This window comes from Capilliphycus salinus ALCB114379 (genome assembly GCF_047276495.1).
Lineage (GTDB): Bacteria > Cyanobacteriota > Cyanobacteriia > Cyanobacteriales > Microcoleaceae > Capilliphycus > Capilliphycus salinus.
Genome location: NZ_CP178543.1, coordinates 2,893,150 through 2,916,947, shown reverse-complemented (window position 1 = coordinate 2,916,947; position 23,798 = coordinate 2,893,150). Strand labels below are relative to the sequence as shown.

General features: G+C 43.9%; 19 protein-coding genes and 1 pseudogene. 11 read left to right on the top strand and 9 right to left on the bottom strand.

Annotated elements, in window-relative coordinates:
• Positions 1 to 30 precede the first annotated feature (30 nt).
• From ACL6C3_RS12085 to ACL6C3_RS12065, 5 genes are all read right to left on the bottom strand, one after another.
• Positions 31 to 252 (bottom strand): hypothetical protein, encoded by a 222-nt coding sequence (locus ACL6C3_RS12085; protein ID WP_413167411.1) that lies wholly within the window; start codon positions 250 to 252, stop codon positions 31 to 33.
• A 432-nt stretch (positions 253 to 684) separates the two neighbouring features.
• Positions 685 to 1,002, bottom strand: a complete 318-nt coding sequence (locus ACL6C3_RS12080; protein ID WP_413167410.1) for a hypothetical protein — start codon at positions 1,000 to 1,002, stop codon at positions 685 to 687.
• A gap of 460 nt (positions 1,003 to 1,462) precedes the next feature.
• Positions 1,463 to 4,162, bottom strand: a complete 2,700-nt coding sequence (locus ACL6C3_RS12075) for an FkbM family methyltransferase (protein WP_413167409.1) — start codon at positions 4,160 to 4,162, stop codon at positions 1,463 to 1,465.
• Positions 4,163 to 4,488: 326 nt separating this feature from the next.
• A complete protein-coding gene (locus ACL6C3_RS12070) occupies positions 4,489 to 5,316 on the bottom strand; it encodes a PIG-L deacetylase family protein (RefSeq protein ID WP_413167408.1) in 828 nt (275 codons plus the stop codon).
• 15 nt (positions 5,317 to 5,331) lie between these two features.
• On the bottom strand, positions 5,332 to 7,440 hold the full coding sequence (locus ACL6C3_RS12065) for a glycosyltransferase (RefSeq protein WP_413167407.1): 2,109 nt from the start codon (positions 7,438 to 7,440) through the stop codon (positions 5,332 to 5,334).
• Between the two features lie 1,029 nt (positions 7,441 to 8,469).
• On the opposite strand from ACL6C3_RS12065, the gene ACL6C3_RS12060 reads away from it, so the two are divergent.
• Both ACL6C3_RS12060 and ACL6C3_RS12055 read left to right on the top strand, forming a co-directional pair.
• Positions 8,470 to 9,210, top strand: coding sequence for a peptidylprolyl isomerase (locus ACL6C3_RS12060; RefSeq protein ID WP_413167406.1), 741 nt, complete (start codon positions 8,470 to 8,472; stop codon positions 9,208 to 9,210).
• Between the two features lie 332 nt (positions 9,211 to 9,542).
• A complete protein-coding gene (locus tag ACL6C3_RS12055; protein ID WP_413167405.1) occupies positions 9,543 to 9,881 on the top strand; it encodes a hypothetical protein in 339 nt (112 codons plus the stop codon).
• Positions 9,882 to 10,057: 176 nt separating this feature from the next.
• On the opposite strand, the gene ACL6C3_RS12050 is transcribed toward ACL6C3_RS12055, so the two are convergent.
• Positions 10,058 to 10,804, bottom strand: a complete 747-nt coding sequence (locus ACL6C3_RS12050; protein WP_413167404.1) for an LEVG family PEP-CTERM protein — start codon at positions 10,802 to 10,804, stop codon at positions 10,058 to 10,060.
• Positions 10,805 to 10,999: 195 nt separating this feature from the next.
• Between ACL6C3_RS12050 and ACL6C3_RS12045 the strand changes: the two genes are divergently transcribed.
• Positions 11,000 to 11,842, top strand: coding sequence for an MOSC domain-containing protein (locus ACL6C3_RS12045; RefSeq protein WP_413167403.1), 843 nt, complete (start codon positions 11,000 to 11,002; stop codon positions 11,840 to 11,842).
• A 127-nt stretch (positions 11,843 to 11,969) separates the two neighbouring features.
• On the top strand, positions 11,970 to 12,701 hold the full coding sequence (gene radC / locus ACL6C3_RS12040) for a RadC family protein (protein WP_413167402.1): 732 nt from the start codon (positions 11,970 to 11,972) through the stop codon (positions 12,699 to 12,701).
• Between the two features lie 116 nt (positions 12,702 to 12,817).
• On the opposite strand, the gene ACL6C3_RS12035 is transcribed toward radC, so the two are convergent.
• On the bottom strand, positions 12,818 to 13,309 hold the full coding sequence (locus tag ACL6C3_RS12035; RefSeq protein WP_413167401.1) for an NINE protein: 492 nt from the start codon (positions 13,307 to 13,309) through the stop codon (positions 12,818 to 12,820).
• Between the two features lie 268 nt (positions 13,310 to 13,577).
• Positions 13,578 to 14,474: a tRNA (adenosine(37)-N6)-dimethylallyltransferase MiaA gene (gene miaA / locus ACL6C3_RS12030; RefSeq protein ID WP_413167400.1), complete on the bottom strand. Its 897-nt coding sequence runs from the start codon at positions 14,472 to 14,474 to the stop codon at positions 13,578 to 13,580.
• A gap of 183 nt (positions 14,475 to 14,657) precedes the next feature.
• Between miaA and gyrB the strand changes: the two genes are divergently transcribed.
• Complete coding sequence (gene gyrB, locus ACL6C3_RS12025) at positions 14,658 to 16,595, top strand: DNA topoisomerase (ATP-hydrolyzing) subunit B (RefSeq protein ID WP_413167399.1); 1,938 nt, start codon at positions 14,658 to 14,660, stop codon at positions 16,593 to 16,595.
• Between the two features lie 201 nt (positions 16,596 to 16,796).
• Here the strand turns inward: gyrB and ACL6C3_RS12020 are convergent.
• Positions 16,797 to 18,073, bottom strand: a pseudogene (locus tag ACL6C3_RS12020) (ISL3 family transposase).
• A gap of 315 nt (positions 18,074 to 18,388) precedes the next feature.
• Between ACL6C3_RS12020 and ACL6C3_RS12015 the strand changes: the two are divergent.
• The 6 genes from ACL6C3_RS12015 (at position 18,389) to ACL6C3_RS11990 (ending at position 23,781) form a co-directional block, all read left to right on the top strand.
• The gene (locus ACL6C3_RS12015; protein ID WP_413167398.1) at positions 18,389 to 20,671 is read left to right on the top strand and encodes a PAS domain S-box protein; all 2,283 of its coding nucleotides are present in this window, start codon (positions 18,389 to 18,391) and stop codon (positions 20,669 to 20,671) included.
• 7 nt (positions 20,672 to 20,678) lie between these two features.
• Positions 20,679 to 21,308, top strand: a complete 630-nt coding sequence (locus ACL6C3_RS12010) for a response regulator (RefSeq protein WP_413167397.1) — start codon at positions 20,679 to 20,681, stop codon at positions 21,306 to 21,308.
• 404 nt (positions 21,309 to 21,712) lie between these two features.
• Positions 21,713 to 22,306, top strand: a complete 594-nt coding sequence (locus ACL6C3_RS12005; RefSeq protein WP_413167396.1) for a hypothetical protein — start codon at positions 21,713 to 21,715, stop codon at positions 22,304 to 22,306.
• A gap of 128 nt (positions 22,307 to 22,434) precedes the next feature.
• Positions 22,435 to 22,761, top strand: coding sequence for a DsbA family protein (locus tag ACL6C3_RS12000; protein ID WP_413167395.1), 327 nt, complete (start codon positions 22,435 to 22,437; stop codon positions 22,759 to 22,761).
• 56 nt (positions 22,762 to 22,817) lie between these two features.
• On the top strand, positions 22,818 to 23,351 hold the full coding sequence (locus ACL6C3_RS11995) for a CPBP family intramembrane glutamic endopeptidase (RefSeq protein WP_413167394.1): 534 nt from the start codon (positions 22,818 to 22,820) through the stop codon (positions 23,349 to 23,351).
• 142 nt (positions 23,352 to 23,493) lie between these two features.
• A complete protein-coding gene (locus ACL6C3_RS11990; protein ID WP_413167393.1) occupies positions 23,494 to 23,781 on the top strand; it encodes a hypothetical protein in 288 nt (95 codons plus the stop codon).
• The last annotated feature ends 17 nt before the right edge of the window (positions 23,782 to 23,798 follow it).

Here is a 23,798-nt window from a genome sequence, read left to right as displayed (position 1 = left end):
TTAGCAGTTATTTGTTGTTTGTTAGCGAGTTCATTTGTCTTCCTCGCTGACATCTTTAATATAACCAGAACTCCAAGCGTTAGGTTGCCATTTTGGCAGATTTATCAAAAAAGTTTCGAGATCAAATTTGGATGGGTTTGGAGACTTGATTTCACGTGAAAAACTCGGCTTGAATTGACCGAGTTGATGATTTTGTGCTGCCGTCTTGACGAGAGATTTAAGTTGAGATTCTGCAATGTCTTTGGTACTCATTAATCTAATCAAAAAAAACTTAATAAAACTTGATGTTTTTCAAGGGAGTTGAAGCTTGAATCAAAAACGTTGACCAAAAACTTCTGTTCCCCTTTCCCGGGCCTCACCAGGATACTTAATAAACACAAACTTACAGGTTTTAAGCCGTCCGGCCATCTGAGGAAAAACAGGATCAGATTGAGGTAAATATTTGTAAAACGATTAACAACACCAAAACCCGATTTGATCTTCTCGCAGACCGATTTCTGACTTGCTGAGACGGTGAGAAGAAATCTCCAAATTCAGACTTTGGGGATCGGGGGTTGACAAAGATAAACGAACCTGTTAATCTAAAAATAACAGTAAGTAGACCAACGCTGATCTCGTTGATCTACCTACATTAAACAAGAGTTTTAAATGGAAGTTGTCCTTTTGTCAGGCAACTTTTTTCAATTAGTCAACAGCAGCAACTAAAGTACCCGAAGATTCGCTCAGTCCAGCAGTAGCAAATGCGGAAACATCAGCTTGAGTGTAAGTGTTGCTACCGATAGCAGTTGCATCAAAAGTAACGGAAGCGAAGTTACCTTTGAGATCAACTTTGCTCTTGATGTCAGAGTTGATATCTTTGTCGATATCGATGTTAACATCTACATCGTAGTCTTGGTCAACGTCAGAGATAGCAGCAACGTCTTTACCAGCAACGACAAAACCGAAACCACCAACAACGTTCTCTTCAACAACTTCGCAGTAGCTCAGATCATTAATTAACATTGGATTTACTCCTTTTAGCAGTTATTTGTTTTTGTTAGCGAGTTCATTTGTCTTCCTCGCTGACATCTTTAATATAACCAGAACTCCAAGCGTTGGGTTGCCACTTTGGCAGATTTATCAAAAAAGTTTCGAGATCAAATTTGGATTTTTTTTGAGATTTTAACGTTAAAAACTCTGCCCAATTCCGAGAACTAAGCAGAATTAACTAGCTAGATTTACGGTGACAGACAAGTTGAAATAAAGGGATGAGATTTTGAAATAGACCCCCAGCCTTACAAAATATCCCCCCTTGCCCCCCTTAAAAAGGGGGGTGGTTAGCAACCCAAGCTGCAAAGGAACAATTTTTTCTAATCGGCATTTGAGTGGGTGACGATCAACTCTTGAGCGTTAATCGTTTTATAGCTTATCAGCTTAGAAGGACGAGTGCTGCCAAAGTGGCAGATTTCGGTCAAATCTATCCTTAAGGATAGGCAAAGAAAAAACTCTCTTCGGTTGGGTTCAAAGTAATCGAACGCAACTTAGAGGCGATTTCCTGACGCAGGGGCGCCGCTTGTTCCTCAGTCAGCCAGGTAAACAGCATATCAATCGCTTCGCTGGAAGAATCAATTTTGAGCGCCTCTTGAATCAAACGAAACGCCCCCGAGAGATTACCCGCTTTGATGGGAATTGTGGCGCTGTCGAGACAATGTTTAAAGAAATGACGCCGAGCCTTAGCGGTAATTTCGGCACACCGTTCGGCGGGAAGATAACTCTCGGAAACCTCTATTCCCATCCGAAAGGACTCCGCTTGCGCTCCCGCCTTTGCCAGTTCGCTGGTCATATTATTAGAATGCTGGCGGTAACAGGCTAAAATTCCCGGTTCGTACCACCAATGATAAAACGAAGCAATCCGCTTGTAAAGTTCCCAGTCGTGAGTAAAGATATTATTGAGGTCGTAACTTCCCAAACGTTCGTGAGCAGAACGACGAATCACCACCGCACAGGGATTTAAGACGTTAGAAACCCCAATTCGATCCAGCCAGTCTTCAATAATCCGAGGTTGGTCGCCATAACCGTGAGTTTGGGTGAAAATCACCTTACGGTCATCATTAATATTCTGATAGCCGGTAAAAGCCGCCCCAACCGAATCGGGGCAATTTGCCAAACTCCGCTGCAATCGTTGATAATACTCGGGGAAAACATATTCATCCTCTGGAATCAGATGAATCCATTCTCCGCGACTCAAACCAATCGCCAGATTAAAATTGCGGCGCGGACCAATATTTTCCGGATTCAAATGATAACGTACAATACCGCCACCGATCGCATTCACCAAATCAAATAGCGGGGGAGTGCTGTTATTATCCATCACCAGAATTTCCATCTCCTCTTCTCCCGGCCACTGCGCGAGAATACTCGCCAAACATTCCAGCAGATAGTTTTTGCGGTTGTATAGCGGAACAATTACCGTCCAAAAGGGTCGCTTTTCTTCGGGTTTGGAAACGGGCGGCGTACCGGGAAAGGTATAATTTCCAACGGTGACTTCCCCCAAACTCAGTTGGGGCGTGGTATAATCTTTGGGATTAGTTGAAACCGGAGTATAAGCCTCAACCGCCTGGGCGTAGCGAGGATTGACCCGTTTTAATCCTTCTCGATAGGCAGATGCAGCTTCTTCTAATTTCAGTTGGGTTTGATAAATTTTACCCAGAAGAAGATAAGCAGGCCCAAAGTTGGGATTGAGATCGATCGCATTTTGACAAGAAATAATTGCCGCTTCTAACTCGCCCAGAGATTCTTGAATCACGCCTAACTGATAATGAGCATCCAACAAATCGGGCTGCATGGCAATGGCTTGGCGGAAATAGGCAAGCGCAGACGTCAAATCCCCTTGTTGTTGACGGGCGACTCCCAAATTATAATTCTTCGTGGCGCTGTCGGACTGTTTTTCGAGAGAGAGTTTCCCTTGAGCATAGAGAGTATTTTCCAGATTGACCTCCGCCTCAACGCAGTTGGGTTGAAGCGCCAAGACTTGTTGATAATAAGCGATGGCTTCTTCCCATTTTCCTTGCTGTTGTAGGGTATAGCCCAAATTATTGAGGACGGCGACGGAGTTCGGTTGCAGCGCCAACACCTTCTGATAACAGTCTACCGCTTCCGATAAGCGCCCTTGAACCTGCAAGACATTCCCCAAACTAAACCAGCCCCCAGCGCCCGGTCTAACGTGCAACGCCACTTTTAACAACTTCTCGGCGGTTTGATACTGACCTTTGTATTGGGCGACTGTCGCCAATCCCTGCAAAGCGTCGGGTTGATTCGGTTTTTGCTGTAAAATTTTACAGTAAACTTGCTCGGCTTGGCTGAAGTGATTGGCTCGCAAATATTGAGTTGCCCGTTGCAGTGCCGCAGATAAAGGGGAAACCGATGTTTTCTCTTTTTCAGGTGTAGATGGAAGCGGTTGTTTGGGAATGGCGATCGCGTGTCCGATATTCCACTCAATATTTTGATAAGCCGCCTCTAGGGGTATTATATCATATCCGGCAGACATAATAAATGCTTCGATCTCCTGATTTTTAGTGCGAAATGCGGCTTCATTGTCATCATCAACCTCATAAATCAAGAGAGGCTGAAATTGTTTTAAGGTTTGAACCATGCCCTGCAAAACCTCAATTTCTGCCCCTTCCACATCAATTTTAACCAGCGATGGCGGCTTAATCTGTCCCCGGAAAATTAAATCATCAATACAAACCAATTCTACATCCATTTTCCCCCGCAAATCCGGCGGTGTCCCCACACTGGAGAGGGTTGCACCGCCCGAATGATGGGCGAGTAACAGTTCGGCAGTACCGGGGTTGGCATAAACGGCCTTTTCAAACACCGTGACGTGAGAAAATTGATTCATCTCGGCATTTTGTCGAATTCTGTCGGCATTTTCCGGGACGGGTTCAAAGGCATAAACCTGTCCGGATTCTCCGACTAACCGAGCCGCAATCACGGTAAAAAAGCCAATATTGGCGCCAATATCGTAGAATACGCTGTTGGGTTTGAGGTATTTTGCCAACGCGGTTTGAATGGGCAGTTCATAGGTCCCGGTTGCATAATCAGGATTTGAATTATCGGGATTAAACTTCAGTCCGGCACCGATGCCTTGATTGAGAATAACTTGTTGAGATGTTACGTTCATTGTTTTATACCTGATCAAATTATAGGAGTCAGAACTCAGGAGTTAGGAGGGGAAAAAGCATAGAAGTCAGAACTCAGGAGATTGTCTGCGTTGTTCAATTGCAGCAACATAAGAGTTTAGTAATTTACTTACTTCTTCAAAATGTAGTAGCAGTTCTGAAGTCTCCCCCTATTCAAGGGTCATTTGCCAGAATTAAGTAATATCGCGACTCTTCAAGGGAACCTTGTGCAATATTCAAGAACCGGATCAATTTATCGGTTAAAAGGCATTTGCGTTGGGGGAGGAAACTGGTTTTTTTGATTCGATCAATTAACATGGTTATCGGGTTATTTTTTATTGGGAGCCGATGAACGAAAGAGTTCGTAGTTTTGAAAAAAGCAGTTTAAAAAATCTCCCCGAGAAACATCCCCCAGCGTCAACCATTGGGGATTGGGAATCAGTTGGGTCACTTGGGATTTATGGGCTTCTAGGGCGGCCCGTTTCTGTTCTAAAACTTCCCCAATATAAACCGAGGATTTAAACTCTTTGAGAAAACGCCAGCTATATTTTAGGTTTTGACCGAGCGTTAGGAAAAACTTTTTGAAATCTCCTTCAAAGGGAATCCAAGGCCAGTGATTGAAAAACCAAATTGGATATTCATAAATAGTGCTATTAAATCCACAGCGTCCCAGGGCGAATAAAGCAATGTAAGCTGTGGCATTATGATCGGAGATTCCATCTTGATGATAGGGAACAAAGATTTCTTCCGGCAAATATTTTAGCAAAATTTTAGTAACTTTTTGAATGGTCGCTTCTTGATGATGTGCCAAGGTGCCATCTCGAACCTCTAGGAACAGGACATCCGCCTCACTCAAGCCGAGTTTTTCAGCGGCGGCTAAGGCTTCCTGCGCTCGAATTGATTTTAATTCATCTTGGGAAATCAGGTGAGAATGGGATTGACAACCATCGGTCATAAAAACAACTTTGACCTCGGCTCCCGCCCGTTTTTTCTGAATAATCGTTCCGCCACAACCCAAGGTTTCATCGTCCTGATGGGGTGCAAAAACAATGGCGGATTTTTGTAAATCGGGCGGGGAATATTCAACCCGAGTTTGATATATTAGCCGTTGATAAAGTTGGCGAATTGGAGATTTAGAAGCGCTGGTTTTCATCATTTTTCTGGTTATAAATTAAGCCGCTTGGGGAAAGCCCTTCGATAATGTTGTGAGATTGGACTGGGGTTCAACTGGACCGCAGAGTTGGTAATAGTGTTGCTGTAAATCCCCCGCTATTTTCTCAAAAGAAAAGCGTTCAACGGCGCGTTTATGACCCGATGAACCCATCGACTTTCTGAGGGTTTCATCTGCTAAAAGTTTGAGGATAGCCTCAGCTAAAGCATCAGAATTACCGCGTTCGACAACTAACCCACTTTTGCCATTTTCAACCAGTTCTGGTAAACCGCCGCCATCGCTAACAATGACCGGAACACCCGCCACCATTGCTTCTGCGACAGGCATTCCAAAGGCTTCTTGACAGACGGAGGGAAAGATAAACAGGTCGGCATTTTGATAATAAGGCGGTAACTTTGTCGGTGGCAAACACCCCGTTAATGTTACCGTATCTTCTCGAATTTGATTCAATTTTTCAAAGGCGTTTCTCAAGCAAACTTTCCAGTTCTCTCCCTGATGAAATACAGCCAAATCTTTAATCTTGGCATCTTCACTCAAAGCCACTAAATATTCGTAGGGAATCACTCCCATTGGTCCGACTAAGGTGAGTTGAGTTTCCGGCTCTTTTTCCAGGACTTTGTGAAAGGCTTCTAAGAGAATGTGCGAACCTTTCTCCGGGCAAATTCGCCCGACATAGAGGAGTTGTTTGGCTGGAGATTTTGCGGCTGATTTTTTGTTTAAATATCCCAGAGATGAATCGACAAACTTCTCTAAATCTACCCCATTGGCCAGGGTTTTAATTCGCTCTGAAAACTGCGGAAAACGTTGGCGAGCGGCTTCTGTAATATAGTCGCTAGGAGTAATAACTAAATCTACTTGACGCATTCGCCGTTCGGTGGTTTTATAGTCGAGTTGATGCAACCATTCACAGTGCATATGGAGAACAATTTTAATTTGGGGATTTAAAGCCCGAATAATGGGTACAAATTGAGAGCAGTTGTGAATGTGAACGAGATCAAATTGTTGTTTTCTTAAATTTTGGGCAATTCGCAGCGCATATCCCAGATAATAAAAGCGGTGATTAAATCGGGGAGATTGGAGATTTTTAAAGGGGAGTTTTTCAAAAGATTTGAGAAAGGATTGATCTTGGCTAACGGGAATATACTGATAATTGACCCCTTCTAGATTCATTTGGCTAGATTGTTGGCCGGCTGCATAAACGGTGATCTTAAACTGGTCCGCTAAAATTTTTACCAATTCATAGGTTAAAATGCCAATAGAATCAGCCGGATTCGGAAAAGAGGTCATTACAAAGGGCTGACAAACAAATCCAACTTTTAATCGGTTAGAAGTCGGAATTTTAGAAGACTGGTTTTGTTGTAAGCGGTTGAGTGTATTTAACGCTTGATTAATTAAGGCGTTGTCAGCATTCTCGTCTTTAGAATTAAGCTCTAATGCGGTTTGATAACTGCTGATTGCCGCTGCAATTTTTCCGCTGGCTTTTAGGGCGGCACCTAAGTTATAATGGGCTAAGGCGAGATTGGGTTGGAGAGCAATAGCTTGACGAAAATAAGTAATAGCCGTTTGCAAATCTCCCGCTTTTTTGCGAGCCACACCGAGATCGTGATTGATGGCAGCGTAGTGAATTTGTTGTTCGGGAGAAAGTTTCCCTTGATGGTGAAGTGCGTTGGCTAAATTGACATTAATTTCAATGTTGTTGGGTTGAAGAGAACAGGCTTTTTGATAATAGGCGATCGCTTGTTCCCACTCTCCTTTTAATTGTAAGGTATACCCTAAATTATTATAGGCGGCAACCGCATTAGGATTGAGAGCAATCACCTGCTGATAGGCTTCTAACGCCTCTGCTAACCGACCCTGAACTTGGTGTAAGTTGCCTAAATTTAACCAGGCTTGAGCGAAGTTCGGTTGAATTTGCAAAGCGGTGGTCATCAACTTTTCGGCCACTTGATATTGACCTTGCTGGCTGGCAAGTACCCCCAACCCACACAAAGCATTCGGTTGACGGGGTTGAGTTTGTAAAATCTGACGGTAAACGTGTTCGGCTTTTGCTAAATCATGCGCTTGTTGATATTGAGCAGCCAAGCGCAGGGCTTCTGTCACTGTTGTCATGGCCCTCTATTCCTTCTTGAAGTAGTTTTTCATTGAATCTCAAATTTCCAGCCGAATGTTGCCAATTTGGCCGGGGTTTACAGTTATCAGTCACCAGTGACCCTTACGGGTTCGGCAGTCGCTCATGGGGGAAACCCCCAAGACCGCGCTGCCTCACCAGTCACCAGTCAATAGGGTAAGGGGTAAGGGGTAAGGGGTAAGGGGTAAGGGGCAAAAGGCGCTTGTAGCAAAAGGCAATTCTGTACGCGCAGCGAGCGCGAACGCGCTTACTCCTGAACTCCTGACTCGGTGACTCCTTTTCCCTGTTGCCTTCTGAAACCATGCCAAAATGGCAACATACTATTAATCAGGTTAGTTAGTATAAAATGGCTTATTTTATCTCCGGTCTAGACGAGTTTCTCCAACCGAGAAAAACGGCTGTTCCTGGTGTATTTATAATCATCGCCAGTCACAATGATGATCCCAATTCAGCAAATTCTCATGCGGATCGTTGATTCGGTTTGGTGGGGAATAATAGTTGATCTGGCGGCTGCGGTGATGATTTTCTTCAGGAAGTGTAAGTAATTATACCCTCAAGGGTGGAGAGGGAAATGATACAATTCCAGCAAGCCAGGGTAAGGACTCACTGACTGAGGACGCAGGAAACCATCGGCTTTGGAGAGACCTGGGGAATACCCAGATGGGAGGGAAAAAAAGCAGACCCATTTAGCCTCAGTTTAGAAGGTGTAGGGAGTGTTGATGTCATCGTTGATTTTGAAGCGCGATCGCCGATGACAAGAATATCCTTTTCTGAGCTATCTCATTAAAGGATCTGGCTTGAAATTTTCTTGACCCTGATGGTAATGGTGTCACTGACATCACCGCAATTCAACAGAATTACAACCAGAATCAAGGGATGCGTGGGTGTGGTTTTGGCAACGGTCAATCCTGTAGATCAAAAAAATTAGGCCTTGCAGACTTTACTGTTACATAAAGCGATAAGATTTAAGGATGAAAACTACTCAGCCTGAACAGAGAGAGAGAGCGACTATGGTTAATCAGTCGGGAAAAACTGTCAGCAATGATGACATTATTTGTTTTCTCAAAGAACAAATAAAATACAAGGAGATGTGTCAAAAGATTTTATCCCAAAGGGCGATTGATCGAGCAGTTCGGGAACGAAAAATCAGCGTAACTCCCGAGGAAATTCAAGCGGAAGCCGACCGCCATCGTTTGGCTAGACGCTTAGAAAAAGCTTCTGACACCTTAGCTTGGCTGACCGATGAAATGATTACCCCAGATGATTGGGAAGCCGGAATTAAACAGCATCTTTTAGCTAAAAAATTAGCCGATGCTCTGTTTTCTTCGGAAGTGGAAAAATATTTTGCTCAACATAAGTTAGAGTATGAAAAAGTTCTGCTCTATCAAATTGTAGTTCCCTACGAACGACTGGCGCGGGAAATTTTCTATCAAATCGAAGAAGAAGAAATCAGCTTTTATCACGCGGCTCATCTGTATGATATTGAACCCAAACGCAGGGAATTGTGCGGTTATGAAGGAAAACTAAACCGCAGTCATTTGAAAGCGGATATCGCGGCTTTGGTTTTTGGTGCGACTCCGGGACAAATTATCGGCCCCCACAAAAGCGATCTGGGCTATCATTTATTTAAAGTTGAAGAGTTTATCTCTGCCGAGTTAACGGAGGAACGTTCTCAACAAATTCTCAATAAACTGTTTCAAGAATGGTTGGCGAGCGAAGTGAATTATCTGTTACATAATGCTCCCTGTTAATCGCCCAGTTAATCATCACAATGGCGGTCGTGTAAATTTTTGTTACTGCCCCTCTCAGAAATCCGACCTTTTTCACGGGGAAAACGGTAATTTTCTTTGTCGGGAAAATAAACCAAAAAACCCTAAATTCAAGCCTTGTGAGATTTTTTCCCTAGAGACGGGGAATAAATTTCAGAGAAAATGAGCGACTCTTCCCTTGACCCGCTTGCAGAGGGGGACTATCAGATCCCTTAAGATTTAATTTATAATTCCTTTCTAAGAATGCAAGGACTGGAAATTCCAATCGCCTCCAGTCCTCTTTTTGATACGCTTTAACCAAGGACGTTTAAGAGATGTTGTTTAAGTGTGAACTTTGGCCCGGAAGCATTTGTAAGTGCGACTTGCAAATTCATCCGAAGTCTGACGGTAGCCAAGTTGTAATGGTTACAGAGTTACCCTGGAAGGAAGGAATCAGCATTAGCAGTGCTTTTGAAATCTTATTTGACCAAATCTGTGAAACCTACTATCTCAACCCGGAAAGAGTGACTTACCTCGAACATCGTCGGGAACAAGCGGGAATAGCGGAACAGTGGTCATTGGTGCATTTTGAGATTATTAAAGACCGGGCTTGTAATCCTCGTTGGCAGGATGTAACCGAGAGTTTTGTCAGAACCGTGATGACCTATAAATAAATAACACAACTGTTTAGCAACTCTCATCATCCCCAAGATAGATTCTGGGTGCTATTCTTTCAATGCTAAAAACGCAGAAAAGATGGATGAGTTAATGATTTCATTTCCCATCCATCTTGATTGTTTTTATCATCAAAACCCCCAAACACTCCACCCCAAAAAATTATTGATTCAAACTAACTACGCTTATTGGCAAGCTTAGACCCGGCTAAAGCCAAACCCACAACCGCCAAACCGCTCAAAGTCATCGGTTCGGGAACCGCAGTCGGAGTCGCAGCTAACCGAAAACGGACACCATCTCCGGGCGCTTTAACGGTCATTCCATCGGGGTCAAATAACCCCAGTTTTAGCGTTAAAGAACTAACATCGGCAAAAGTTTGAGTAAAGATGTTACCATTCGATCCAGAAGGAACCCAATCCGGTGTTGTCAAAGAATTACCGTTAATTGCAACAACACCCGTCGTATTTTCCGACTCGGTATCAAAATAATCAATGGTCAATTCTTTTAAAACCGTACCAAATTCAAACGTGTAAGTTCCGACTTCCAATTGACCTTCTTCTGGATAAGAATCTAGCCCTTCCAAATAAGCAACTGGACGAAACCAAACATCAGCAGGATTCGTCCCCGCATCCGTCGTTAAAAAGCGAATCACATCGCCATACTCATTCTCAGTGGTCAAGTCGTCAATAAACAAACGACTTCTAGAGTTAGTTGTGTCGTCCGTCATCGACATGATACTCTCGACAAAAGAAATCGAGTCTGGCATCATACACTGAGCCGAGTCTAAACAACCCAAACCGACATCAATTTCCGCTTCCGACTCGGGAACCAGACTCACCGCATAGCTACTCGATGCAATGGTGCTAACGGCTACTGTGGTTGTCGTCGCCAACACCGTTCGGAAAAATAAAGATTTCATCATGCTGTATACCCCAATCAACGTTTCTCAAGACTGACAATTTCTGTCGTTTACCAATATAGCCAATCTAGTTTGATATCACCTCCTTTATACTACAATTTCTTCAGACAAGGCTCTATCAGGGGGTAAATTTCGGATTGTCCCCGTTTCATCAAACTCATCAGTCTTTTTTATCGCTTCCGAGGAGAAAATTTCCCCATGAATGTTACAGGTATTTTTATTCATCCGATTAAGTCCTGTCAAAGAATTGAACTCCCACAAGCGGAGGTCACGCCAAAAGGTTTTGTTTGGGACCGAGAATTGATGATTGTCGATCAAAATCATAAATTTATGACTCAGCGAGACTATCCTCAAATGGCAAAAATTCGGGTTCAACTCTCGGAAGAAATGATTTCTTTATCTGTTCCCGGTGAACCGATAGAAGCGTTTACTTTTCAACCGCATTTCACCGGGAACCCTCTAGAGGTGAAGATTTGGCGGGATAATACTACTGCTATCGATCAGGGGGATGACGTGGCGGATTGGTTGCAAAAGGCTTTAAAATTATCTTCCGAACAACCTTGTCGGTTAGTGCGACAATCTCCCCAACAGATTCGACCGGTTAATCCTAATTATGCACGGCGACCGGAAGATCGGGTTAGCTTTGCGGATGGTTATCCTTTTTTACTCACAAATACGGCTTCTTTGGCAGAATTGAACCGCAGAATTACACTCAATAATTCGGTTAATTGTTCGGAAGTTCCGATGATTCGATTTCGTCCCAATCTTGTGATTGAATCCGAATTTCCTTTTGTTGAAGATCGCTGGAAATTGATTAAAATTGGCGGGGTTTATTTTGATGTGGTTAAACCTTGCGATCGCTGTATTGTGACCACAACAGACCAATTCACCGGAAAACGGGATGAATCTAAAGAACCTTTAAAAACGTTAGCCACTTTTCGACGACAAGCGGGCGGTGTCATGTTTGGTCAGAATCTAATCCCTGTAAATACCGGAGTCATTCGCCAAAACGATCCGGTTCAATGTTTAGAACATCTGTAATTACACGCAATTTAATTAACCGTTTTTCCCCACTAAAAATCAGAAAATATTGATATGGAAAATCATTGATTCATTGTCAAAAAATCGGGTTATATTAAATTCAAACCTTGTTGTGTGAGGATTGAGTATGACCTACAGCCTCAGAATTGCTGATTTACCCTCCGATGAACGTCCGAGAGAACGAATGATCGCACACGGATCTCAAGCCCTTTCCAATGCAGAATTAATAGCGATTTTACTCAATACCGGACAGGGAAAGGGAAAATTATCAGCGGTGGGTTTAGGACAATATTTACTCAATCAACTCAGCCAAAATCAACACGACCCGTTATCAATTTTGCGACATATTACCGTACAAGAACTTACCCAAATTCATGGAATAGGACCCGCAAAAGCCACCACAATTATCGCCGCAATAGAACTCGGAAAACGTGTGTTTCAACTCCGTCCTTCTGAACGGGCAATTATCGAAACGCCCCAAGCCGCAGCCGACGCTTTAAGCCAAGATTTAATGTGGCAAACTCAAGAACGTTTTGCGGTATTATTATTAGATGTAAAAAACCGTTTACTCGGTACAAAAGTTATTACTATTGGTACCGCCACCGAGACTTTAGCCCATCCTCGGGAGATTTTTCGAGAAGTCATCCGACAAGGGGCGACGCGAATGATTATTTCTCACAACCATCCTTCGGGAAATGTTGAACCCAGTCCAGAAGATATTACTCTGACTCGTCAACTCTTAAAAGGCGGCCAAGTTTTATCGATTCCCATTTTAGATCATCTAATTTTAGGTCAGGGAAACTTCCAAAGTTTGCGTCAAATTACCACATTATGGGATGAATATCCCCAAGGGGATTAAACAGTTAACAGTTTTCAGTTATCAGCGATCATAAAAACCCGGTTTCTGTTAGAAACCGGGTTTTTGGGGTATGTTTTTAGGGTGTAGATTTATTGCTGAACCCACTCCGAAAAAAGTTAAACAATCCGATAAATTATTGTTCCCGTTTCATCGTGGTTATCGATATGAAGCAAACCTTCTTTATACAAATTATTCAACAATTCTTTGATTTCAGCAATCGGTTTATCGGTGGCAATGACACAATCAGCAACCGAAATCCCTTGAGGATTATCTTTGGCGAGTTTCAAAATGGTATAAATATCGGACTTTTTCTCAACCGCAGGCACCGCTTCCGGGCTGTATTTTTGACCTTCTGTTAAATTAACAATAACTTCGTGAGTAATGGGAGTTTGATTATTTTCTCGGTGGTAAAGTTGGTATCTGAGATTTTTCCGTTCGACCATTCCCGGAATCATAAATAAATCTAAAACTTGACCAAACCCAAACAAACCCCAGGTAAATAACCACACCAGTCCAGTAAAATAATTCCCAGAATAGATGCGGTGAACACCACCCAACCCCAAAAACCAACTACACCAAAGTAGATACGCCAATCCTGTATTTCTCATTTTGATTCTCCGAGTATCGTGCTTTAAAGACTAAAAAATCAACACCCATAACTCAATCATTCAAGGAAATTGTGGCGTCTGGGGAAAGAAATGTGGACTCCCCAAGTCACTACACCTTGATATTCAACCGGGTAGCCCTTCATTCCGGAAAACCTACCCCCCTCGCTTATTCTAACACCAGATTGTCCCTCGGTTGTTCTCCACAGAATCAAGAAACTTTACAAAAATCAAGGTCAACAATTAACAGGGAACAAGGATGAATTCTCAATTAAAATTCAAAATTAAACTCTAGAACCCGCTGCCAAACTTGTTCTAATAAATCGGGATTTTCCGCGTCAAACCATTCGATCTCGTCAACCGCCTTAAACCAAGTTTGTTGTCTTTTAGCAAATTGACGAGTATGTAAAACCGTTGCTGTTATCGCCTCATCTAATGAACAATCTCCCCGGAGATATTGACACATTTCCTGATAGCCCAAAGTCTGCAACAACGGCAAATCTTGACCGTATTTTTCCACAAGTCTTTTCACTTCTTCAAGCCATCCCCTCTCAATCATTTCGTGAGTGCGGTGTTGAATGCGTTCAGTTAAGCGATCGCGATCTAACTTTAAACCAATTTGTAAAATAGGATAATCTGGAGGATCTTCACCTTGAAGTTGAGAAATCGGAAAACCTGTAATATAATAGACTTCTAAGGCTCGATGAGTGCGAAATTCATCGTTGGGATGAATCTTTTGAGCCGCCACCGGATCGACTTGTTGTAGCATCGCATAACACTGAACTTGACCCAAAGCTTGAAACTGCGATCGCAACTCAGCAGAAGGCGCCACCCGAGGAATCATCATTCCGCGTACAATAGACTTAATATACAACCCCGTCCCCCCGACGAGCAACACAGGAGTTGCAGAAGAAACCGCAATCAAAACTTGAGCTTTTTCCTGGTATTCTGCTAAAGTGAGAGTCTCGGTGGGATCGCAGATATCGATGAGAAAATGGGGAACTTTTTCCTGCTCATCAAGCGTCGGTTTAGCCGTGCCGATATCAAATTCTCGATACACCTGACGCGAATCAGCACTGAGAATCACCGTGTTCAGCCGTTGCGCCAAAGCGATCGCCAGTCCCGACTTTCCCGTTGCCGTCGCGCCACAAATCACAATAATCGCCATAAGTCCTTTCCCGTTTAATCGATCCCGTCCGAGTCTCCATGATAAAGGGGTTGAATCACCAATTTAAACAATGCTCCAATTGCCCTTATAATCGTTTCTAACCCATTTGTGTTACAATTTTGGAGAGATTTGTCATTTTTGGAGTCCTGGGGACTACAGGCCCCTAATAGGAGCAGTTATCACATGACCAGCAGTTACAGCGCCGAACAAATACAAGTTCTTGAAGGTCTAGAAGCCGTCCGCAAACGTCCGGGGATGTACATTGGGTCAACGGGGCCACGCGGACTTCATCATCTCGTGTACGAGGTCGTGGATAACTCCATTGATGAGGCGCTCGCAGGCTATTGTACCCACATTGAAGTCGATTTTAATGCCGATGGTTCAGTAACGGTAACAGATGATGGTCGGGGTATTCCCGTTGACGTTCACTCCAAAACCGGAAAATCGGCCCTAGAAACCGTAATGACGGTACTCCACGCCGGCGGAAAATTTGGCGGGGGCGGTTACAAAGTTTCGGGCGGTTTGCACGGGGTGGGTGTTTCGGTTGTCAATGCGTTATCGGAATGGGTAGAAGTTGAAGTGCTGCGGGATAAAACCCAGTATACCCAACGCTACGAACGAGGGGTTCCCGCTTATGAACTCAAGTCCAAACCCGCAAAAGGAACTCAGACGGGAACTGCGGTGCGGTTCTTACCGGATACAACTATTTTTACCACCGGAATTGAGTTTGATTATGCCACAATCGCCAGCCGTTTGCGAGAATTAGCCTACTTAAATGCGGGGGTTAGAATTACTTTAACCGACCACCGTTTAGAACTGCTGAAACTCGATCAACCCAAAACAGAAAGCTTTTGTTATGAAGGGGGAATTCGCGAATATGTTACTTACATGAACCGGGAAAAGCAACCCCTCCACGAAGATATTATTTATGTGTCGGGAGAGCGAAATGATGTACAGGTAGAGGTGGCGTTGCAGTGGTGTGTGGATGCTTACAGCGATAATATTTTGGGCTTTGCCAACAATATTAGAACTATAGACGGGGGAACCCATTTAGAAGGGTTAAAAGCGGTATTAACCCGGACTATGAATAACGTTGCTCGCAAGCGAAATAAACTCAAAGAGAGCGAATCCAATTTGGGCGGCGAGAACGTCCGGGAAGGGTTAACTGCGGTGATTTCTGTCAAGGTTCCCGACCCGGAATTTGAAGGGCAAACCAAAACCAAGTTAGGAAATACAGAAGTTCGCGGAATTGTTGATTCCTTGGTCGGGGAAATTTTAACCGAGTATCTCGATTTTAATCCCAACGTTGCCGATTCGATTTTAGAAAAAGCCATTCAAGCCTTTAAAGCCGCAGAAGCCGCCCGACGCGCCAGAGATTTGGTGCGGCGAAAGTCGGTGTTAGAATCGTCGCCCTTGCCCGGTAAATTGGCCGATTGTAGTACCCGCATTCCCGCCGAATCGGAGATCTTTTTGGTTGAGGGGGATAGTGCGGGAGGAAGTGCAAAACAAGGACGCGATCGCCGGAATCAAGCGATATTACCTCTGCGCGGAAAAATCCTAAATATTGAGAAAACAGATGATTCTAAAATCTACAAAAACAATGAGATTCAATCGCTAATTACGGCGTTAGGATTGGGAATCCGGGGGGAAGATTTCGACCCGTCTCAATTGCGTTATCATAAGATTATTATTATGACAGACGCGGATGTTGACGGCGCTCATATTCGGACTTTGCTGTTAACCTTTTTCTACCGCTATCAACGAGAATTAGTTGAACAGGGTTACATTTATATTGCTTGTCCTCCCCTGTACAAAGTTGAACGTGGACGCAATCATTACTACTGTTATAATGAGCGAGAATTACAGCAACGTCTGGCAGAATTTCCCGCTAATGCTAACTACAATATTCAACGGTTTAAAGGGTTGGGTGAAATGATGCCTCAGCAACTTTGGGATACGACAATGAACCCAGAAAGCCGAATGATCAAGCAAGTAGAAGTAGAAGATGCCGCCCAAGCCGATAACGTTTTTACCGTATTAATGGGCGATCGCGTTGCACCCCGTCGGGAGTTTATCGAAACCAATGCACCCCGTTTAAATCTGGTTGATTTAGATATTTAATGGTTGTCGGTTCGCGCATAAGTTTAAAATCTTCGCACATAAGCTGCTAATTTTAGAAGGTTGAAACCAGGATGAAAAAAGCCTGGTTTTTTTTGTATAATTATTATTTGGATTAAATGCTTTTGTTTGCAATGAAGTTAAATTATCTTTGATTGAAATCAGTAATAATATGGGTTCTTCAGTACCTAGTATGCTAAAAATTTAGTTAAAATTCCAATTCAGTAAACATCTTGATTGAAAGTTTTTAAAATTTCTGAATCCATAAGCCGAACGTTTAATCAGTTTCAGCTTGTTATTAATTCCCTCAACTACACCACTGGTTGTTCTATGATCAAAGTAAGCAATAATTTCATCTAGCCATCGAATAATTGTCTTTTGACTGTTTGGGAAATATTTTTGAGCTTCATCTAAGCACCTCCCTAATTGCCATAATCCCACTAACCAATCATTTGTTTCCTCAAAGATTTGACGAATTTTTTCTTTGAATTCGTGCATCCTTTTCAGGAGGGGAGAAACCTCTTTCACTTCGGCTAGTTTCTGGCTTTGTTGTTCATTCAAATCTTTTTCATTCTTCAAAAGGGCATATTTACTCTTCTTCAATCCTGCTAAAACTTTTTCGGAATTTACTTTTTCCAATTCCGACTTAGCCGTTTTTAGCAAATTTTCTGCCTTCAGCCTTTCTTGTTTCCTTTGCTTATCTAACTCCTGATTGATTTGTACCATTACATGAAATCTATCCGCTACAACTTGAGCATTTGGCATGAGTTTTAAGACTAAGCTTTTGTATCCTTTCCACAGAGCTATGCTAACTTCCTCTATCTTTTCTAACACTTCTTTCCCCCATCCCATCAATACTTTTTTGATTTCATCAGTTGTTCTTCCTGCGAGTAGGGCTATTAATTTTGACTTCTCTAAATCTATGAAAACTGCACAATAATTCCCTTTTCCTTTAATCAATGCTATTTCATCAATTCCTAGCTTTTTTAAATCTGCGGGTTTTAACTCGGCTAATTCTGATGATGCGTCTTTTAACTCGGGAATCGAGTCATCCGCGATTCCCCGCCGATTCTGCGGCGGTGAACGGATGACATTCTTTCTATTTCTTCTGTTGTGACTAACCCTTTTTGGGCAACACTGTTTATGTCCTTTTCTAAAACTTCTTGTAGGATTCTATCCGCCAATCTTTTTGTATAAGTCCTTCTTTTTCCCACGAACTCTAAATCCTCACTAAACGGCTTTTTACATTTCTTACATTTGAACTGCCTTCTATTTATTTCCAAAAATACTGGCGATTCTCCCCAAGGTATATCTTTAATTATATATCTATGGTTTTGATGCAATTTATGACTTTTTTCCCCACAACGAGGGCAAATACTTTACTGATGGATTGGCTCTATCTCTAAAATTATTCCAATCCCTTTATGCTGATAACGTGACACTACTTTTACTCCTTCTAGCTCCAGAATTTCTGTGAGCATTTTAATTTCCTTTTTTGAAGCCATTATTACTGATTTACTCTTTTTCTGATTTCAGTTAACAGCACATATCGCTTAATTGTCAACCGGAACAAGCTCTTCAGCTATCACTACTGAATACATTTTTCGTCTTTATTGATTTTATTAACTATCATTTTAGCATACTAGATACTGAAGAACCGATTGGGGGGACTTGGCTATTTTATGCTGTATTGGTGGAAAACCTTCAAAAATCCACCCAGAAGTTTAATTTTCTAGATTTTGGCAAGCGATATACTTGATTGAGATGACTGGCAGTCCTTCGTCGGAGAGAGTTTAATGATCCATCTCAATCAATTGATTGCCACATTGATGCAGGTGGTGATAGAAAATGCAGGAGCCGAAACTGGCGCTCTGGTTCTCCTGGAAGAGGATCAACTTACTGTGATGGCTCAATGTAGCGGAAGTAGACAGTGTGACCTAGAAAAGCTTGCTGTTGCTGAGTGTGCAACGATTCCTGTCTCGGTCATTCACTCGGTAGAACGCACATCTGAAACTCTGGTGTTTGATGATGCAGTCAGCGAAGCGTCTTTTTCAACTGATCCTTATATTCAACACCAACAGACGCGATCGCTCCTGTGTATGCCAATTCTCCAGCAAAGTCAGCTGATCGGCATCCTTTATCTGGAGAACAATCTCAGTACCGGAGTGTTTACCAGCGATCGCTTACAAATCCTTAAACTGTTGATGGCGACTGCGGCAATTTCACTAGAAAATGCTCGGCTGTATAAACAGTTAGCAGATTATGCCGAAACACTGGAACGAAAAGTAGAAGAGCAAACTCAAGCCTTGCAGCAGGAGATCGCTGAACGTCAACAAACCGAAGCCGCATTGAGACAAAGTGAAGCAAATTATCGCAATCTGCTACAAACCGCGAATTCCGTTATCATTCGCTATGATCCGCAAGGACAGATTCATTACATCAACGATTATGGGGTAAAACTTCTTGGCTATGAAGAACATCAGATTTTAGGGCGAACCTTATTTGAAACTATCATTCCAGACATCGAAACCTCTGGGCGGGATGTCAAACCCTTTGTCCGTGATTTACTTCGTAATCCTCAATCGTACCCGCAAGGCGAGGGTGAAAACCTGTGTCGAGATGGTCGGCGAGTTTGGATGGTCTGGTCGAATCAAGCCATCTTCAATGACCAGGGAGAGGTCGTTGAAATCTTATCGGTGGGCAACGACACCACCCAGCGTAGGCAAGCAGAAGAGGCATTACAACGCAGTGAAGCCAAGTTCCGCAACATCTTTGAAAACTCACAGGTTGGCATCTACCGAACCCGCATCGGTGATGGCTTAATTCTCGATGCCAACCAACGCCTTGCCAACCTGTTGGGCTTTGATTCACCCCAAGAGATCATTGGGCTAGAACACAGCATCGACTATTTTGTAAATCCCAGCGATCGCCAACAAGCCCATGAGTTGATGAAGCGGGATGGGGAACTGCGAAGCTATGAAGCACAACTGCGAAAACGAGATGGGACAGTTTTCTGGGGACTTACCTCTTCTTATATGAATGCAGCCGATGGATACGTCGAAGGGGTGGTTGCGGATATTAGCGATCTCAAACAGGCAGAAGCAGCATTGCAAGCCTCAGAGACAAAGCTACGGACTCTAATTGAGGCAATTCCCGATCCATTGTTTGTACTGTCTGCTGAAGGGCGATTCCTTGAAATAATGGTCCTGGAACCAAATCTGCTATGGCACCCCTTTGAGGAGATGATTGGTCAAACCATGCCTCAACTCGGAAGGGAAGAAGCCGATGAATTTCTAAGTTATATTCAGCAGGTGCTGAGAACCCAACAAATCCTCACAGTGGAGTACAGTGCGTTTCTAAATGGACGAGAAGCCTGGTTTTCGGCTCGTATTGCCCCAATCAATCACGACCAGGTGATTTGGCTGGCACGAGACATCACCGCTTGCAAACGGGCTGAAGCAGCCTCGATTTTAGAAGAGCGTAACCGCATGGCACGCGAAATTCACGATACACTCGCTCAGGCGTTTACAGGTATTCTGGCTCAGGTGGGAGCGGCAAACCAGGTGCTAACGGATGATGTAGAAGCAACTGGGGCACACCTAGACCTGATCAAAGAATTGGCGCGAACTGGACTGACTGAAGCACGGCGATCGGTAGTAGCACTCCGTCCTCAGCTTTTGGAGGAGGGCAGTTTACAGAGCGCTCTACATCGTCTCATCGCTCAAATCAGAAGTGCCGCAATGGATATCACTTTATATTATGAGATTGAGGGTGCAGTGTATTCTCTACCCACTGAAGTCGAGAGTAACCTACTGCGGATTGGGCAGGAAGCCTTAACCAATGCGATTAGACACGCCAATGCTGATGAAATTCGAGTGGAGCTAATCTACGATCGCAATCAGTTTTGTTTGCGCGTGAAAGACAATGGACAGGGCTTTGGAGTTGGGAGTATTCCATCCTCTGAGGGGTTTGGTTTATTAGGCATGAGCGAACGGGCAGAGCGCATCGGCGCACAACTCACGATTCGGAGTCAACCTGGACAAGGAACAGAGATTATTGTCACCGTCGATCGGGAGTAGCATCACGATGAGCCAAGCCACAACAATTCGGGTTCTGATTGCAGATGATCATGCCATTTTTCGGCAAGGATTAGCCACGATTATTAACCGTGACCCAGAGATGCAGGTGATTGCCCAAGCCGAAAATGGGGAACAAGCGATCGCTCTATTTGGGGAACACCAACCGGATGTCACGCTAATGGATCTGCGAATGCCGGAAGTGGAAGGAGTTGCCGCCATCGGTGCAATTTGTGCGCTCGTTAAATCTGCTCGGATTATTGTACTGACCACGTATGATAGTGACGAAGATATTTATCGGGGATTGCAGGCAGGCGCCAAAGGATATCTGTTGAAAGAAACTGAACCTGACGAGCTTCTGAATGCCATTCGTACCGTTCATCGGGGTCAGAAATATATTCCACCCGATGTGGGAGCAAAGTTGGTACAGCGCCTCAGCAATCCAGAACTGAGTGAAAGAGAACTAGAAGTGCTCTGCTCGCTGGCACAGGGAATGAGTAATGCTGATATTGCGGCGGCTTTGAGTATCGGGGAAGGTACGGTTAAATCTCATGTGAATCGGATTTTGAATAAGTTAGATGTGAGCGATCGCACCCAAGCTGTAATTGTTGCCGTTAAACGCGGCATTGTTAATTTATGAGGCGTACTTTCGATAGAATTGGGATTCTAACTTGAGTTAGAACCAGCCTTCTACTCCACGATGGCATGGTTGCTCTATCAATTTATACTGTAAAAATTTTAACTTGCTATAGACGACAGCTTGAAGGCGATCTCCTATATTGAGTTTATGCAAATAGAAGTGCATCCAATCAGGCAAATCATGCTCCTTGAGAGCGGTAAGAGGCTGTCTCTAAAGAAATGTAAAGGGGACGGAAGCGGGCGATCGCAAACGCTCAAATCCTTAGTTTAAGCGAATTACTGGAATGACACCAAAGCAGGTTCGTTAATTCCACAAGAATCTGACAAATCATTGTAAGAATTTGAAAGAAGTCGAGCCTTGGAACTCAATACACTTTAAATAAATAGAACTAGGAGAATCCAATCATGGTCAAACAGCAATCTGTAGACGAACAAGCAAATGGAAAGGCAACTAGCAACCTGACACCAGCCCAGGAGTTTTTGCAAGAACTCTGGGATGAGCATCTGCGGCTTGAGTTTGACGCTCACAACACTGAAGATACTCTCGCCACGATGGTTGAGGATGCTTACGTTAACGGCATTCCGGTAATGATTGGGGGAGTAGGGAAACCGGCACTGCGCGAGTTTTATTCCAAGTACTTCATTCCACAGATGCCGCCGGACATGAAGCTGACTCCGGTCTCGCGCACAATCGGGACCAATCAACTCGTCGATGAAATGCTAGTTAAGTTCACTCATACCATCCAGATGGACTGGATGCTACCTGGCATTGCTCCGACTCTTAAACGGGTTGAAGTGGCATTGGTAGCAATTGTTCAGTTTCGTGACGACAAGCTAGCCCACGAACATCTCTACTGGGATCAGGCGAGTGTATTGGTTCAACTCGGTATGCTTGATCCGGGTAGACTGCCCGTTGTAGGGGTTGACAGTGCGCGCAAGGTACTTGATCCGAGCTTGCCCTCAAACGCACTGATCGATCGTGCCAGCGATCGCAACTAAGTGCAGGAGCCAGCAAATATCAATGTCTAAACCCGCCATTTTGCAACCAGGATCGTACTCATCCTGGTTGTAGGAGGCGCTTGTTATTGCTGGCTCCTACACGTATTGCTCATTGAGTTTTTGACAAAGTGACACAGCCATTCACAACAAGAGGTAACTATCATAGGGCAGCCCAAGCAGCCGAGGACGCCGCCGCTCAGGGACAGTTTTGGTCAATGCACGACACTTTGTTTGCCCATCAACAGAAGTTAGAAAATGGTTATCTTGTAGAGTACGCCAATGATTTGGGGCTTGATATTCCTCAGTTTCTCAAAGACTTGTCTAAACAAGTATATGTTGATCGCATCCATGATCGACGGCACCACCGAGCTTGCGATCGGCGCACACTTCGCCAACAACATCGCGGCTTCTGCAAGGACTACAGTATTCAATTCTACTGGCAATCAGCATTCTGATCGGAATTGGTTGTGCCTATCGTGTTGGATTAAGCTCCCATTTGATTGATCATTGGGTGTTTCACACTACTAAGTCTCTATCTTTTGCTGTTGAGATGAAGTGGAGCTTGGGTGTGGGTGCAGCGGGGGCGATCGTTCTCTTGTTGCTCGATCGGTTGATGCAACAATTCCTACCTGAAGCGCTACAGGCAGCCAATAATACAGAACCAAGTTGGTTGAATTTGCTCACAGCAATGTTCTATGGCGGCATCACTGAGGAAATTTTGATGCGCTGGGGTTTAATGTCGCTACTTGTTTGGATCGCGTGGAAAGGGCTAAAACAAGGCGTTACGTTGCCAAGTCAAGGGATTTACCAGGGTGCGATTGTTCTAGCCGCGTTGGTATTTGGACTACTACACCTGCCAGCGACTGCCGCGATCGTTCCCCTCACGACCGTTGTGATTATTCGGGCGTTGTTACTGAATGGGATTATGGGAATCGCGTTTGGCTGGCTCTTTTGGCAATATTCGCTAGAGGCTGCAATGTTAGCCCATATCAGCTTTCATGCTTTTACCTCTGTTCTTAGCGGTTTACTGGCAAGGTTGGCTTAAGTTTTGGAATAGATCTCGTAGGGCTAGCACTGCCCACAAAGCCTTACCGTGAAAGGTTTTAACAAGAAAGGTTTTAAAGACAGTAGGCGATGCCCACTACTTGAATTGATGCTCAACTCTGCAATTTTAGATGGTAAATCAAATGATTCAGTTCAAAGATTTTGCGCCTCGGATTATTGAACGGGGACCCTTCGGCGGAGCTTCCGATTATGAATCTTTCTCTGAGGTTGTGAGTGCTGTCAATCAGTGGATTGAAAATACAACGATACAGGTGATCAATGTTGAAACTGTCGTTTTACCCGATCGGATAGAAGGCACAAGTGATGGTGACTACGGATTGACGACCAGTAATGCTTTCCACCCAGTGATGATCAGTCAGGGTCTTGCAATCAATTGCTTTCAATGTGTGCGTGTCTGGTACAGAGAATAAGCTTCACCCGAGAAGAA